The sequence below is a fragment of the Kineococcus gurbantunggutensis genome, from assembly GCF_050871925.1.
Classification (GTDB): domain Bacteria; phylum Actinomycetota; class Actinomycetes; order Actinomycetales; family Kineococcaceae; genus Kineococcus.
This window is the reverse complement of the sequence record NZ_JBJLSG010000037.1, coordinates 1-12,816: the sequence shown is the minus strand read 5'-3', so window position 1 is coordinate 12,816 and position 12,816 is coordinate 1. Positions and strand designations below refer to the sequence as shown.

The 12,816-nt window shown below is 75.4% G+C and carries 14 protein-coding genes; 7 read left to right on the top strand and 7 right to left on the bottom strand.

The window, feature by feature from the left end:
- Positions 1 to 71: 71 nt before the first annotated feature.
- Positions 72 to 824, top strand: coding sequence for an SDR family oxidoreductase (locus ACRYR7_RS09510; RefSeq protein ID WP_432571840.1), 753 nt, complete (start codon positions 72 to 74; stop codon positions 822 to 824).
- Between the two features lie 30 nt (positions 825 to 854).
- Here the strand turns inward: ACRYR7_RS09510 and ACRYR7_RS09505 are convergent, their stop codons facing one another.
- Positions 855 to 1,100: a helix-turn-helix domain-containing protein gene (locus ACRYR7_RS09505; RefSeq protein WP_432571839.1), complete on the bottom strand. Its 246-nt coding sequence runs from the start codon at positions 1,098 to 1,100 to the stop codon at positions 855 to 857.
- Positions 1,101 to 1,261: 161 nt separating this feature from the next.
- Complete coding sequence (locus tag ACRYR7_RS09500; protein WP_432571838.1) at positions 1,262 to 2,860, bottom strand: ABC-F family ATP-binding cassette domain-containing protein; 1,599 nt, start codon at positions 2,858 to 2,860, stop codon at positions 1,262 to 1,264.
- A 142-nt stretch (positions 2,861 to 3,002) separates the two neighbouring features.
- Here ACRYR7_RS09500 and ACRYR7_RS09495 point away from each other — a divergent pair, with 142 nt between their 5' ends.
- The 3 genes from ACRYR7_RS09495 to ACRYR7_RS09485 all read left to right on the top strand — a co-directional run bounded on the left by ACRYR7_RS09495 (position 3,003) and on the right by ACRYR7_RS09485 (position 5,215).
- Positions 3,003 to 3,635, top strand: a complete 633-nt coding sequence (locus tag ACRYR7_RS09495) for a biotin transporter BioY (RefSeq protein WP_432571837.1) — start codon at positions 3,003 to 3,005, stop codon at positions 3,633 to 3,635.
- A gap of 73 nt (positions 3,636 to 3,708) precedes the next feature.
- A complete protein-coding gene (locus tag ACRYR7_RS09490; RefSeq protein WP_432571836.1) occupies positions 3,709 to 4,380 on the top strand; it encodes an energy-coupling factor ABC transporter ATP-binding protein in 672 nt (223 codons plus the stop codon).
- A gap of 10 nt (positions 4,381 to 4,390) precedes the next feature.
- Positions 4,391 to 5,215 (top strand): CbiQ family ECF transporter T component, encoded by an 825-nt coding sequence (locus ACRYR7_RS09485; RefSeq protein ID WP_432571835.1) that lies wholly within the window; start codon positions 4,391 to 4,393, stop codon positions 5,213 to 5,215.
- 30 nt (positions 5,216 to 5,245) lie between these two features.
- Here ACRYR7_RS09485 and ACRYR7_RS09480 read toward each other — a convergent pair whose 3' ends face one another.
- The 5 genes from ACRYR7_RS09480 to ACRYR7_RS09460 are packed head-to-tail and all read right to left on the bottom strand — an operon-like array spanning position 5,246 to position 9,894.
- Positions 5,246 to 5,614: a metal-sulfur cluster assembly factor gene (locus tag ACRYR7_RS09480; RefSeq protein ID WP_432571834.1), complete on the bottom strand. Its 369-nt coding sequence runs from the start codon at positions 5,612 to 5,614 to the stop codon at positions 5,246 to 5,248.
- A 41-nt stretch (positions 5,615 to 5,655) separates the two neighbouring features.
- Complete coding sequence (gene sufC, locus ACRYR7_RS09475) at positions 5,656 to 6,414, bottom strand: Fe-S cluster assembly ATPase SufC (RefSeq protein ID WP_432571833.1); 759 nt, start codon at positions 6,412 to 6,414, stop codon at positions 5,656 to 5,658.
- The gene (gene sufD, locus ACRYR7_RS09470; protein ID WP_432571832.1) at positions 6,414 to 7,640 is read right to left on the bottom strand and encodes a Fe-S cluster assembly protein SufD; all 1,227 of its coding nucleotides are present in this window, start codon (positions 7,638 to 7,640) and stop codon (positions 6,414 to 6,416) included. Before sufD ends, sufC begins: the two co-directional genes overlap by 1 nt.
- Entirely contained in the window at positions 7,640 to 9,079 is a 1,440-nt protein-coding gene (gene sufB / locus ACRYR7_RS09465) for a Fe-S cluster assembly protein SufB (protein WP_432571831.1), read from the bottom strand. Before sufB ends, sufD begins: the two co-directional genes overlap by 1 nt.
- Positions 9,076 to 9,894 (bottom strand): helix-turn-helix transcriptional regulator, encoded by an 819-nt coding sequence (locus ACRYR7_RS09460; RefSeq protein ID WP_432571830.1) that lies wholly within the window; start codon positions 9,892 to 9,894, stop codon positions 9,076 to 9,078. The genes sufB and ACRYR7_RS09460 overlap by 4 nt, the downstream gene beginning before the upstream one ends.
- A gap of 111 nt (positions 9,895 to 10,005) precedes the next feature.
- Between ACRYR7_RS09460 and ACRYR7_RS09455 the strand changes: the two genes are divergently transcribed.
- From ACRYR7_RS09455 to ACRYR7_RS09445, 3 genes are all read left to right on the top strand, one after another.
- A complete protein-coding gene (locus ACRYR7_RS09455) occupies positions 10,006 to 10,968 on the top strand; it encodes an ABC transporter ATP-binding protein (protein WP_432571829.1) in 963 nt (320 codons plus the stop codon).
- A 74-nt stretch (positions 10,969 to 11,042) separates the two neighbouring features.
- Positions 11,043 to 11,780, top strand: coding sequence for an ABC transporter permease (locus ACRYR7_RS09450; RefSeq protein WP_432571866.1), 738 nt, complete (start codon positions 11,043 to 11,045; stop codon positions 11,778 to 11,780).
- A 10-nt stretch (positions 11,781 to 11,790) separates the two neighbouring features.
- Positions 11,791 to 12,765: a COX15/CtaA family protein gene (locus tag ACRYR7_RS09445; RefSeq protein WP_432571828.1), complete on the top strand. Its 975-nt coding sequence runs from the start codon at positions 11,791 to 11,793 to the stop codon at positions 12,763 to 12,765.
- Positions 12,766 to 12,816: the final 51 nt, after the last annotated feature.

Genomic DNA, 12,816 nt, shown 5'->3' with positions numbered 1-12,816 from the left:
CGCACCCCGGCGCGACGGCCGGGGAGGTGATGCTGCGTGTATCACTCACCACACTGCGCAACAATGGTGTCATGGATCTCGGGCTCAGCGATCGCGTCTACATCGTCTCCGGCGCCTCCACCGGTCTGGGGCTGGCGTGCGCGCGGCTGCTGGCCGACGAGGGCGCCCTGCTGGTGCTGTCCGCCGCGGACCCCGACGAGCTGACGGCCGTGGCCGGCTCCATCGGCGCGCCCGAGCGCATGCTGCTGGTGCCCGGCGACATCTCCGAGGCCGGCACCGAGACGCGCCTGGCGGCGGCGGCCAACGCCCGCTTCGGGCGCCTGGACGGCGCGGTCGTCTCCTGCGGCACCGCCCCGACCTCGTCGGTCCTGGAGGCCACCGACGCCTCCTGGCGCGAGGCGTTCGAGACGAGCCTGCTGGGACCGCTGCGGCTGGCGCGCTCCGTCGCCAAGGCCGCCACCGGTGAGGGCGCCTCCCTGGTGATGCTGCTCTCGAGCACCGTGCGCAGCCCCGCCCAGGACGCCGGGGTGGCCAACGGGGTGCGACCGGGGCTGGCGATGGCCGCCAAGGCGCTGGCGGACGAGCTGGGCCCGCGCGGCATCCGCATCAACAACCTGCTGGTCGGCCAGGTGGAGGCGGACTCGCCCCTGGAGTTCGAGGAGCACGGTCCCCTGGACGGCGCCGGGCTCGAGAACGTCCCGCTGCGCCGCACCGGCCTGCCCGACGAGTTCGCGCGGGCGGCGGTGTTCCTGCTCTCCCCCGCGGCGTCGTTCGTGACGGGGGCCTCCCTCACCGTGGACGGGGGTGCCGACCGCTCGCTGTGAGCGGCCGGCGCCCCGCGCCCGCGGTGCCGTTCAGCTCGCCCGCTGCTCGGGCTCGGCCTCCCGCTGCTTGGCCCGTCCCCGCGTGGCCCCGCCCCTGCTGCGCAGCGACACGTCGCTCTCGCTGAGCAGGCGGTGCACGAAGCCGTACGAGCGACCGGCCTCCTCAGCCAGCGCCCTGATGCTCTTGCCCTCGGCGTAGCCCTTCGACAGCTCCTCCGCGAGCTGCGAGCGCTCGGCTCCGCTCAAACGGGATCCTCGCTTCACAGCCTCGGTCACAGCGACCTCCTCGACGTCGTCTCCGGCTCCACCATGGTCACCACCCGGAGCCGGATCGGCCAGTCGAACCCGCCGCGCACCCCGCCGCGCACCCCGCCGCGCACCCCGCCGCGCACCCCGGGGGGCGCCCCCGGGGACCCCGCGAGGGGCTGCGGGCGGGGTCAGGCCAGGGAGACCAGCTCGGCGTAGGAGGCGTTCCAGAGGTCCTCCACGCCGTCGGGCAGCAGGACCACCCGCTCGGGGTCCAGCGCCTCCACGGCCCCCTCGTCGTGGGTGACCAGGACGACGGCGCCCTCGTAGTGGCGCAGCGCGTCGAGGATCTCCGCGCGGCTGGCCGGGTCGAGGTTGTTCGTCGGCTCGTCCAGCAGCAGCACGTTGGCGCTGGAGACGACCAGCGTGGCCAGGGCCAGGCGGGTCTTCTCCCCGCCGGAGAGCACCCCGGCGGGCTTGTCGACGTCGTCGCCGGAGAAGAGGAAGGAGCCCAGCACGGTGCGCACCCGGGTGTCGTCCAGGTCCGGCGACGCCGAACGCATGTTCTCCAGGACGGTGCGCTCGACGTCCAGGGTCTCGTGCTCCTGGGCGTAGTAGCCGATCTTCAGCCCGTGGCCGGGGACGATCTCCCCGGAGTCGGGGGCCTCGACCCCGCCCAGCATCCGCAGCAGCGTGGTCTTGCCCGCGCCGTTGAGGCCCAGGATGACCACCCGGCTGCCGCGGTCGATGGCCAGGTCGACGCTGGTGAAGATCTCCAGGGAGCCGTACGACTTGGACAGCCCCCGGGCGGTCAGGGGGGTCTTGCCCGAGGGGGCGGGCTTGGGGAAGCGCAGCTTGGCGACCTTGTCCTGGACGCGGACGTCCTCCAGGCCGCTGACCAGCCGCTCGGCGCGCTTGGCCATGTTCTGCGCGGCCACGGCCTTGGTGGCCTTGGCGCGCATCTTGTCCGCCTGCGCCATCAGGGCGCCGGCCTTCTTCTCGGCGTTGGCGCGCTCGCGCTGGCGGCGCTTCTCGTCGGTGTCGCGCTGCTTGAGGTAGTTCTTCCAGCCCACGTTGTAGATGTCGATCGTGGCGCGGTTGGCGTCCAGGTGGAACACCCGGTTGACCACGACCTCCAGCAGCTCCACGTCGTGGCTGATGACGATCAGGCCGCCGGCGTAGTTCCTCAGGTGCTCGCGCAGCCAGGCGATGGAGTCGGCGTCCAGGTGGTTGGTCGGCTCGTCCAGCAGCAGGGTCTCGCTGGCGGAGAAGAGGATGCGGGCCAGCTCCACGCGGCGGCGCTGACCGCCCGAGAGGGTCTTCAGGGGCTGCTCGAGGATGCGCTCGGGCAGGTTGAGGTTCGCGCAGATGCGCGCCGCCTCGCTCTCGGCGGTGTACCCGCCCATGGCCACGAAGCGGGCGTCGAGCTTGGTGTAGCGGTCCATCGCCCGGTCGCGGACCTTGGGGTCCTCGCTGGCCATGTCCTGCTCGGCGCGGCGCAGCCGGGCCACGACGTCGTCCAGGCCGCGGGCGGACAGGATCCGGTCGCGGGCCAGGGTCTCGGGGTCGCCCGCGCGCGGGTCCTGGGGCAGGTAGCCGATCTCGCCGGAGCGGGTCACCGAGCCGGAGGCCGGCTGGCCCTCGCCGGCGAGCACCTTCGTCAGGGTGGTCTTGCCGGCGCCGTTGCGACCGACCAGGCCGATGCGGTCCCCGGCGGCGACGCGGAAGTTCACGCCCTCCATGAGGAGTCGTGCCCCCGCGCGCAGTTCGATGTCGGTGGCGACGATCACGTGGGCAGCTCGCAGCGATGAGGTGGGACGGGGTCCCCTCCATGGTACGCGGAGCGGGCCGGGCGTCAGGACCCTGCCGAACGGGGCACCGGCCGCCGCGGGCGCTCCCGCGCGGCCGCCGCGGTCGGCTAGCGTCCCGGGCATGGTCCCCCCCGCCCCCCGGCCGGCCGCCCCCGCGCCCGAGCGCGCCCGCAGCACCGGCGTCCGCCGCCCCGTCAACCCCGCCGCCGGCACCGCCATGGTCGCCGTCTTCGCGGCCCTGCTGTGCGCGCTGGCGGTGGCCGGCGCCGTCCCCGTCGGCGTGCTCGCCGTGCCGATCACCCTGCAGACGCTGGGCGTCATGCTGTGCGGGGCCGTGCTGGGGCCGTGGCGCGGCGCCGCGGCGGCGCTGGTGTACCTGGTGCTCGGCTTCGCGGGCCTGCCGGTGTTCGCGCAGGGCGGCAGCGGCCTGGGGGTGCTGGCGGGCGCCAGCGCGGGCTTCCTGCTGAGCTACCCGGTGGCCGCGCTGGTCACGGGCGCCGTGGTGCGCCCGGCGGCGCGCGCGGGCCGGCGCTTCGAGGTGCCCGGCCTGGTGGTCGGCTGCCTGGTAGGCGGCATCGTCGTCGTCTACGCCGGCGGGGTGGCCGGCATGGTCGTCAACGGCGGGCTCGACGTGGCCACGGCCGTCAAGACGTGCCTGGCCTACGTGCCGGGCGACCTGGTCAAGGTCGTGCTCACCGTGGTGGTCGCCGCGCCCGTGCTGCGCGCGTTCCCCCGCCTGCACGCCCGCGGGTGACCCCCGCGGTGCTTGCGGCGGCCACGCCTGCGGCGCTCGCGCGCGCGGCGGGCGGGCCGCGCCCCGCGCCGGCGTGATCCGGCTGCGGGGCGCCGCGGTGCTGGCCGGCGAGCGCGTCGTGCTGCACCCGCTGGACCTGGAGCTGGCCGAGCCGTCGGTGGCGCTGGTGGGCCCCAACGGCTCGGGCAAGTCCACGCTGCTGCGCCTGCTCAACGGGCTGGTGCTGCCCTCGGTGGGGGCGGTGAGCGTGGACGGCCTGGACACCGAGGCGGACCTGGCGCGGGTGCGCCGCCGCGTCGGCTTCGTCTTCCCCGACCCCGACGCCCAGCTCGTCATGCCCACGCCCGTGGAGGACGTGGCCCTGTCGCTGCGGCGCACCGGCGTGCCGCGCTCGGAGCGCCCGGCGCGGGCGCGCGAGCTGCTGGAGCGCCAGGGCCTGGGCGCGCTGGCCGACGCGGGGGTGCGCGAGCTGTCCTCCGGGCAGCGCCAGCTGCTGGCGCTGACGGCGGTGCTGGCCACCGAGCCGGCCGTGCTGGCCTGCGACGAGCCGACGACGCTGCTGGACCTGCGCACCGCCCGGCGCGTGGCGCAGGTGCTGCTGTCCTCCCCCGCCCAGCTCGTCGTGGCCACCCACGACCTGGCCCTGGCCCGGCGGGCGCGGCGCGCGCTGTGGCTGGAGTCCGGGCGCGTGGTCGCCGACGGCCCGGCCGGCGAGGTCGTCGCGGCCTACGCGGCGTCGGCGTGAGGACGGTCGCGTGAGCGGGCGCGGGGCGCCGGGGCGCCGGGTGCCGCTGCGCAGGCGCGGGCTGGACGTCGCACCGCCGCTGCTGGGCCGCCACGTGCCCGGGGGCTCCCCGCTGCACCGCGCCGGGGCGGGGGCGAAGCTGGCCGCCCTGGCGCTGACGGCGCTGGCCGCGGGGCTGGTGCGCTCGCTGGTCCCGCCGGCGGTGGCGGCGCCGGTGCTGGTGGCGCTGGCGGCGGCCGTGGCCGCGCTGGCCCTGGCCTGCGGGCTGGGGGTCGCGCACCTGCTGACGCAGCTGCGCCGGATGGCGTGGGTGCTGGTGCTGCTGGGCGCGGCGCAGTGGTGGCTGGAGGGCCCGCTGCGGGCGGTGGTGGTGCTCGCCGCGGTCGTGTCGTGCGTGTGGGCGGCCGCGACGGTGACGGCGACGACGCCGGTGGCGGTGCTGCTGGACGCGGTGGTGGCCGGGCTGCGCCCGCTGCGGCGCCTGGGCGTGCGCCCGGGCCGGGTGGCGCTGCTGCTGACGCTGGCGGTCAGCAGCATCCCCGTGGTCGCCGGCCTGCTGGCGCAGTCGCGGGCCGCGGCGGCCGCCCGCGGCCTGGACCGGGACGTGCGCGCGGTGCTGGTGCCGACCGCGGTGCGCGCCGTGGCGCACGCGGAGGCCCTGGCCGAGGCGCTGGCCGCGCGCGGCCTGGACGAGGGCCTGGACGACGACCTCGACGACGACCTCGACGACGACCCGGACCGCCCGGGCGGCCGGTCCGGGGAGCGCTCCGGGGGGCCGGCGACCGCGGCGGTGGCGCCGGACGCGCCGAGGGGGCGCTCACCGGTGGACCGGTGAGCGCCCCCTCGGGCGGCGGGTGGGCTCGGCTCAGACGTTGAAGCCGAGCGCGCGCAGCTGGTCGCGCCCCTCGTCGGTGATCTTCTCCGGGCCCCACGGCGGCATCCACACCCAGTTGATGCGGTGCCCGGCGACCACGTCGACCAGCGCTTGCTGGGTCTGGTCCTCGATGACGTCGGTCAGCGGGCAGGCCGCGCTGGTGAGCGTCATGTCGATGGTCGCCACGTTGTCGTCGGAAACCGTGAGCCCGTAGATCAGGCCCAGGTCGACGACGTTGATGCCCAGCTCGGGGTCGACGACGTCCTTGAGGGCCTCCTCGACCTCCTCCACGGGGGTGGGCACGGGACCGGCGGCCGCCCCGGCGGGGGCGGTCCCGGTGGTCTCGGTGGTCTCGCTCACGACGGCCTCCAGGTCTCGGGCGCGGGTGTCAGGCGCGGGTGTCAGGCGCGGGTGAGGAACCGGTCGTAACCGGTCTCCTCGAGGGAGTCGGCGAGCTCGGGGCCGCCCTGCTCGGCCACGCGGCCGTCGACGAAGACGTGCACGAACTGCGGCTTGATGTAGCGCAGGATCCGCGTGTAGTGCGTGATCAGCAGCACGCCGGGGCCGGTGCCGGCCAGCGAGCGGTTGACGCCCTCGGAGACGATCTTCAGCGCGTCGACGTCCAGGCCGGAGTCGGTCTCGTCCAGGACGGCGAACTTCGGCTTGAGCAGCTCCATCTGGAGGATCTCGTGGCGCTTCTTCTCGCCGCCGGAGAAGTGCTCGTTGACGTTGCGCTCGGCGAAGGTGGCGTCCATCTTCAGGTCGTCCATCGCCTGCTTGACGTCCTTGACCCAGGTGCGCAGCTTCGGCGCCTCGCCGTCGATGGCGGTCTTGGCGGTGCGCAGGAAGTTCGACACCGTCACGCCGGGGACCTCGACGGGGTACTGCATGGCCAGGAACAGCCCGGCGCGGGCGCGCTCGTCCACGCTCATCGCCAGGACGTCCTCGCCGTCCAGCGCGATGGAGCCGCCGGTGACGGTGTACTTGGGGTGGCCGGCGATGGAGTACGCCAGGGTGGACTTGCCGGACCCGTTGGGGCCCATGACCGCGTGCACCTCACCGGAGTTGATGGTGAGGTCGACACCGCGGAGGATCTCCTTGGTGCCGCCGTCGGCCTCGTCGACCGTGACGTGCAGGTCGCGGATCTCCAGCGTGGGCATCAGTTCTCCTCGGTGCTGCTCGTGCCGGCCAGGGCGGTCGCGGCGAGCTGGGTCTCGATCGTGGTCATGAGGCGCTCGGAGATCTCCGGCACGCCGATGCGCTCGACGATGCTCGCGAAGAAGCCGCGCACCACCAGGCGGCGGGCCTCCGGCTCGGGGATGCCGCGCGCCTGCAGGTAGAAGAGCTGCTCGTCGTCGAAGCGGCCGGTCGCCGAGGCGTGGCCGGCCCCGACGATCTCGCCGGTCTCGATCTCCAGGTTGGGCACCGAGTCGGCGCGCGCGCCGTCGGTGAGCACCAGGTTGCGGTTCAGCTCGTACGTCTCGGTGCCCTCGGCGGCGGCGCGGATGAGCACGTCGCCGATCCACACGGCGTGCGCGCCCTCGCCCTGCAGGGCGCCCTTGTACTCGACGTAGCTCTTGCAGTTCGTCGCCTCGTGGTCGACGAACAGGCGGTGCTCGAGGTGCTGGCCGGCGTCGGAGAAGTACACGCCCAGGGCCTGCGCGTCGCCGCCGGGGCCGGCGTAGCGCACGTTGGTGGACACGCGCACCGCCTTGCCGCCCAGGCTGACGGCGATGTGCCGCACGCGGGCGTCGCGGCCGACGAGCACGTCGTGCTGGCCGACGTGCACGGCGTCGGCGTCCCACTCCTGCAGGGTCACCACGGTCAGGTCCGCGCCGTCGCCGGCGCGCACCTCCACGCCGCCGCGGTGCGCGCCGGAGCCGGTGTGGCTCAGCACGACCAGGGCCTTGGCGTGGTGCCCGGCCTCGACGACGAGGTGGCCGGAGGTGGTGGTGCCCGCGGTGCCGCGCACGGCGACGAGCACCGGCTCGTCCAGCTCGGCCTCGGCGGGCACCGAGACCAGGTGGGCCTCGGTGGTGGCGGCCCAGCCGGTGACCGCGGCGCGGTCGCCGGGGGTGAACGCGGTGCCGGCGCCCACCTCCCGCGGGGTGCCGGTGCGGTGCACCACGGCCGCGGGGCCGCTGACCTCGACGGCGGCCGAGCCGGCCGGGCCGTCCTCGAAGAGGGGGGCGAGCTCGCCCAGCGGGGAGAACTTCCACTCCTCCTCGCGGCCGGTGGGCACGGCGAAGTCGGCGACGTCGAAGGACGTCACGCGCTCGGCGCGGCTGGCGTCGGGCACGACGCCCGCGCCGTGGCTGTGCGCCCGCGCCGCGTTGGGCGGCGTGGTCACCACGGCCCCGGTCTTCGTCTCGTCGACGGCGGTCATCAGCCGACGGCCCCTTCCATCTGCAGCTCGATCAGGCGGTTCAGTTCCAGCGCGTACTCCATGGGCAGCTCGCGCGCGACGGGCTCGATGAAACCGCGCACGATCATGGCCATCGCCTCGTCCTCGGCCATGCCGCGGCTCATGAGGTAGAAGAGCTGGTCGTCGCTGACCTTCGACACGGTCGCCTCGTGCCCCATCACGACGTCGTCCTCGCGGATGTCGTTGTAGGGGTAGGTGTCCGAGCGGGAGATCGTGTCGACCAGCAGCGCGTCGCAGCGCACCGTGGAGGCGGAGTGGTGCGCGCCCTCCAGGACCTGGATCAGGCCGCGGTAGGAGGTGCGCCCGCCGCCGCGGGCGATCGACTTGGAGACGATGGAGCTGGCGGTGTGCGGCGCGGCGTGCACCATCTTGGCGCCGGCGTCCTGGTGCTGGCCCTCGCCGGCCATGGCGATGGACAGCGTCTCGCCCTTGGCGTGCTCGCCCATGAGGTAGATCGCCGGGTACTTCATCGTCACCTTGGAGCCGATGTTGCCGTCGACCCACTCCATGGTGGCGCCCTCGGCGGCCGTGGCGCGCTTGGTCACCAGGTTGTAGACGTTGTTCGACCAGTTCTGGATGGTCGTGTACCGCACGCGGGCGTTCTTCTTCACGACGATCTCGACGACCGCGGAGTGCAGCGAGTCGCTCTGGTAGATCGGCGCGGTGCAGCCCTCGACGTAGTGCACGTACGAGCCCTCGTCGGCGATGATCAGCGTGCGCTCGAACTGGCCCATGTTCTCGGTGTTGATCCGGAAGTAGGCCTGCAGCGGGATGTCGACGTGCACGCCCGGCGGCACGTAGATGAAGGAGCCGCCCGACCACACCGCGGTGTTCAGCGAGGCGAACTTGTTGTCGCCGACGGGGATGACGGTGCCGAAGTACTCCTTGAAGAGCTCCTCGTGCTCGCGCAGGCCCGTGTCGGTGTCGACGAAGATGACGCCCTTCTCCTCCAGGTCCTCGCGGATCTGGTGGTAGACGACCTCCGACTCGTACTGCGCGGCGACGCCGGCGATCAGGCGCTGCTTCTCCGCCTCGGGGATGCCCAGGCGGTCGTACGTGCTCTTGATGTCGGCGGGCAGGTCGTCCCAGCTGGTGGCCTGCTTCTCCGTGGAGCGCACGAAGTACTTGATGTTGTCGAAGTCGATGCCGCTGAGGTCGGAGCCCCAGTTGGGCATGGGCTTGCGGTAGAAGAGCTTCAGCGCCTTCAGGCGCATCTGCAGCATCCACTCCGGCTCGGACTTCTTGGCCGAGATGTCGCGCACGACCTCCTCGGAGAGCCCGCGGCGCGCGGTGGAGCCGGCGCTGTCGGAGTCGGCCCAGCCGTAGCGGTACTTGCCCAGGCCCTCGAGCTCGGGGGGCCCGGCCAGCTCCTGCGTGGTGTCGGACACGGTGTCGGTCACGGTCGTCGTCCTTCCGTCGGCGTCCGGATCCCCGCGGCGGGGGCGGCGAGGTGGTTCGGGTTCTCGGTCCGCGCGGCGGGCGAGGGGGCGGGCCCGCCGTCCTGCTCGTGCGGCACGAAGGTGGTGCAGACGTGGTCGCCGTGCGCCAGCGTCGCCAGGCGCTGCACGCGCGTGCCCAGCACGCGCTCGAAGGCGCGCCGCTCGGCCTCGCACAGCTCGGGGAAGGCCTCGGCCACCCGGCGCACCGGGCAGTGCCCCTGGCACAACTGCATCCCCTCGGCCGCTGTTCCGCGGCCGACGGGGCGGGCGGAGGCGGAGTAGCCCTGCGCGGCCAGCGCCGCGGCCAGGGCCTGCACGCGCTCGGGCGCGGGCGCGGCCGGGTCGACCGCGGCGGCCAGGCGCTCGCCCAGCGCGGCGAAGCGCCGCTCGGCGAAGCCGGCCACCGCTCCGGCGCCCTGGACCTCGGCCAGGTGCGCCAGGGCGGCCACGGCCAGCTCGTCGTAGCCCGAGGCCATGGCGTCGTGGCCGGCGGTGGAGACGACGAACTCGCGCGCGGGGCGCCCGCGGCCGCGCCGGCGGGCCGGGTTCGGCTCGCGCAGCTCCAGCACGCCCTCGGCGACCATCGCGTCCAGGTGGCGGCGCACGGCGGCCACCGTCAGGCCCAGCTCGTCGGCGGTGCGCGCGGCGCTGACCGGGCCGAGCTCGGCGACGGCGGCGTGCACGCGGGTGCGCGTGCGCAGGTCCGCCGCGCTCTGCTCACCCCCGGGGCCCGCCGGCCGGGGTGAGGTGACCCTCACCAATTCCACAACGTCCATGTTACCTAATTCGCTCCCGGCCCTCGACCGGGGGTCGCCCACGGGGCGGGTGAGACGGGTCACCACGCTCGGGGACGAGCGCTACTACCCGGCCTCGTAGACTCGTGCCCCGTGGCAGCCGCCTCCCCCTCCCCCTCAGCCCCCGCGCCGGGCGACGCCGCGGACCTCGCGGTCGAGGCGCGCGGGCTGCGCAAGGCCTACGGCGGCACCGCCGTCCTGGACGGCCTGTCCTTCACCGCCCACCGCGGCCGCGTCACCGCCCTGCTCGGCCCCAACGGCGCGGGCAAGACCACGACCGTCGCCTGCTGCGAGGGGCTGCGCCGCGTGGACTCCGGCACCCTGCGCGTGCTCGGCCTGGACCCCGCCACCCGCGGCGCGCAGCTGCGCCCCCGCGTCGGCGTGGTGCTGCAGGACGGCGGGCTGCCCACCGGCGTCGGCGCGCTGGAGGCCCTGCGGCACCTGGCGGGCCTGCACAGCGACCCCCTGCCCGTCGGCCCGCTGGCCGAGCGCCTGGGCCTGCTCTCCTTCGCCCGCACCCGCGTGCGGCGCCTGTCCGGCGGCCAGCGCCAGCGCCTGGCGCTGGCGTGCGCCCTCGTGGGGCGCCCGGAGCTGCTCTTCCTCGACGAGCCCAGCGCCGGGCTGGACCCCCAGGCCCGCCTGGCCGTGTGGGAGGTGGTGCGCCAGGCCCGCGACGCCGGCGTCGCCGTGCTGCTGACCACCCACCTCATGGAGGAGGCCGAGCGCCTCGCCGACGACGTCGTCGTCGTCGACCACGGCCGCGTCGTGGCCGCCGGCACCCCCGAGGAGCTCACCCGCGGCGCCGCCGCCCTGTCCTTCAGCGCCCCGCAGGGGCTGCCCACCGCCTCGCTGGCCTCGGCGCTGCCGGCCGGGGCGGTCGTCAGCGAGCCCGAGCCCGGCCGCTACCTCGTCACCGGCGTGCCCGCCGACCCGCGCACCGCGGCCACCGTCACCTCGTGGTGCGCCACCCACGACGTGCTGCCCCAGGGCCTGGGCGCCTCCCGCCGTACCCTCGAGGACGTGTTCCTCGACCTCACCGGACGGACCCTGCGGTGAGCGGCGCAGGCGTGGCCGCCTCCCCCGGGCGCAGCGGGGCCGCCGGCGAGCGCGCGCCCCGGCCCGCCCTCGACCTGACCCCCCGCGGCACCGCCGCCCCCTTCGCCCGGCGCACCCTGCGCCAGGCCGCCCTCGAGGCGCGCATCGCGCTGCGCAACGGCGAGCAGCTGCTGCTCACCGTCGTGCTGCCGGTCATCGTGCTCGTCGCCGCCGCCCGCACCACCGCCGTCGACCTCGGCGACGGCGACCGCCCCGCGCTGGCCCTGGCCGGGGTGCTCGCCCTGGCCGTGGTCTCCACCGCCTTCACCGGCCAGGCCATCGCCACCGGCTTCGACCGCCGCAACGGCGTGCTGCGACTGCTGGCCACCAGCCCCCTGGGCCGCACCGGCCTGCTGGCCGGCAAGGCCGGCGCCGTGGCCCTGCTCGTCGCGGTGCAGGTGCTCGTCCTGTGCGCCGTCGCCGCCGCCTGCGGCTGGCGGCCCGACCCGGTGGGCCTGCTCGCCGCGCTGCCCGCCCTCGTGCTCGGCTGCGCGGCCTTCACCGCGCTGGCGCTGCTGCTGGCCGGCACCGTGCGCGCCGAGGCCACCCTGGCCGCCGCGAACTTCGTCTGGGTCCTGCTGCTGGCCGGCGGCGGCCTCGTGCTGCCCTCGCCGGTGCCCGGGCTCACCTCCGCGCTGCCCTCCGGCGCCCTGGGCACCGCGCTGCGCAGCGCCCTCACCGAGCACTCCGTGGCCGCCGGCCCGCTGCTCGTCCTCCTCGCGTGGGCGGTCGCCGCGACCGCCGCGTCCGCCCGATGGTTCTCCTGGGAGTAGTGAGCTCGACGTGGGACTGACCTCCGAAGCCGCCGGGGTGCGCGCGCCCGCGCCCGCCCGCGCGGGCGCCCTGGGCCCGTGGAGCTCCCTGGTGCTGCTGATCAACGTGCTCGCCGAGAGCCTCATCGTGGTCACCGGCGGCATCGTCCGCCTGACCGGCTCCGGCCTCGGCTGCCCCACCTGGCCGCAGTGCGTGCCCGGCTCCTACACCCCCGTGGTGGTGCAGGAGGAGGGCTTCCACAAGTGGATCGAGTTCGGCAACCGCACCCTGACCGGCCTGGTCGGCGTCGTCGCGCTGGCCTGCCTCGTCGTGGTGTGGCGCAACCGCCGCCGCGACCTGCTGCCCTACGTCGCCCTGGTGGTCTTCGGCATCCTCGCCCAGGCCGTCATCGGCGGCATCACCGTGCACATGGACCTGCACCCCGGCATCGTCATGACGCACTTCCTCGTCTCGGTGCTGCTGGTGACCGCCTCCACGGTCCTGTGGCGCCGCGGCCTGGAGGCCCCCGGCCCCCGCAGCCTCGCCGTGCGCCGCGAGGTGCGCGGGGCCGCCCGGCTCTCCGCGGTCGTCCTGTACGCCGTGGTCGTCGTCGGCACCGTCGTCACCGGCTCCGGCCCGCACTCCGGCGACGCGGACCAGCCCGCCCGCTTCGGCCTGGACCCGCAGTCGGTGAGCTGGCTGCACGCCGACCTCGTCATGGCCTACACCGGCCTGCTCGTCGGCCTCGTCGTGGCCCTGCGGGCCACCACCGCCCCGCCGCTGGCCCGCCGCGCCTCGGTGCACCTGCTGCTCGTCACCCTCGCCCAGGCCGTGGTCGGCTACACGCAGTACTTCACCGACCTGCCCTGGGTCCTGGTCGCCGTGCACATGGCCGGCGCCTGCGCCCTCGTCGTCTTCCAGGTGCGGCTGCTGTGCGCCCTGACCGTGCCCGCCGCGCAGGCCGGCGCCCCCGCCGCCCCGGCCCCGGCGGCGGCCACCGCCTGAGCACCGCTCCCCCGGCCCCGGACGCCGGGCACCCCTCCCCCGGGGTGCCCG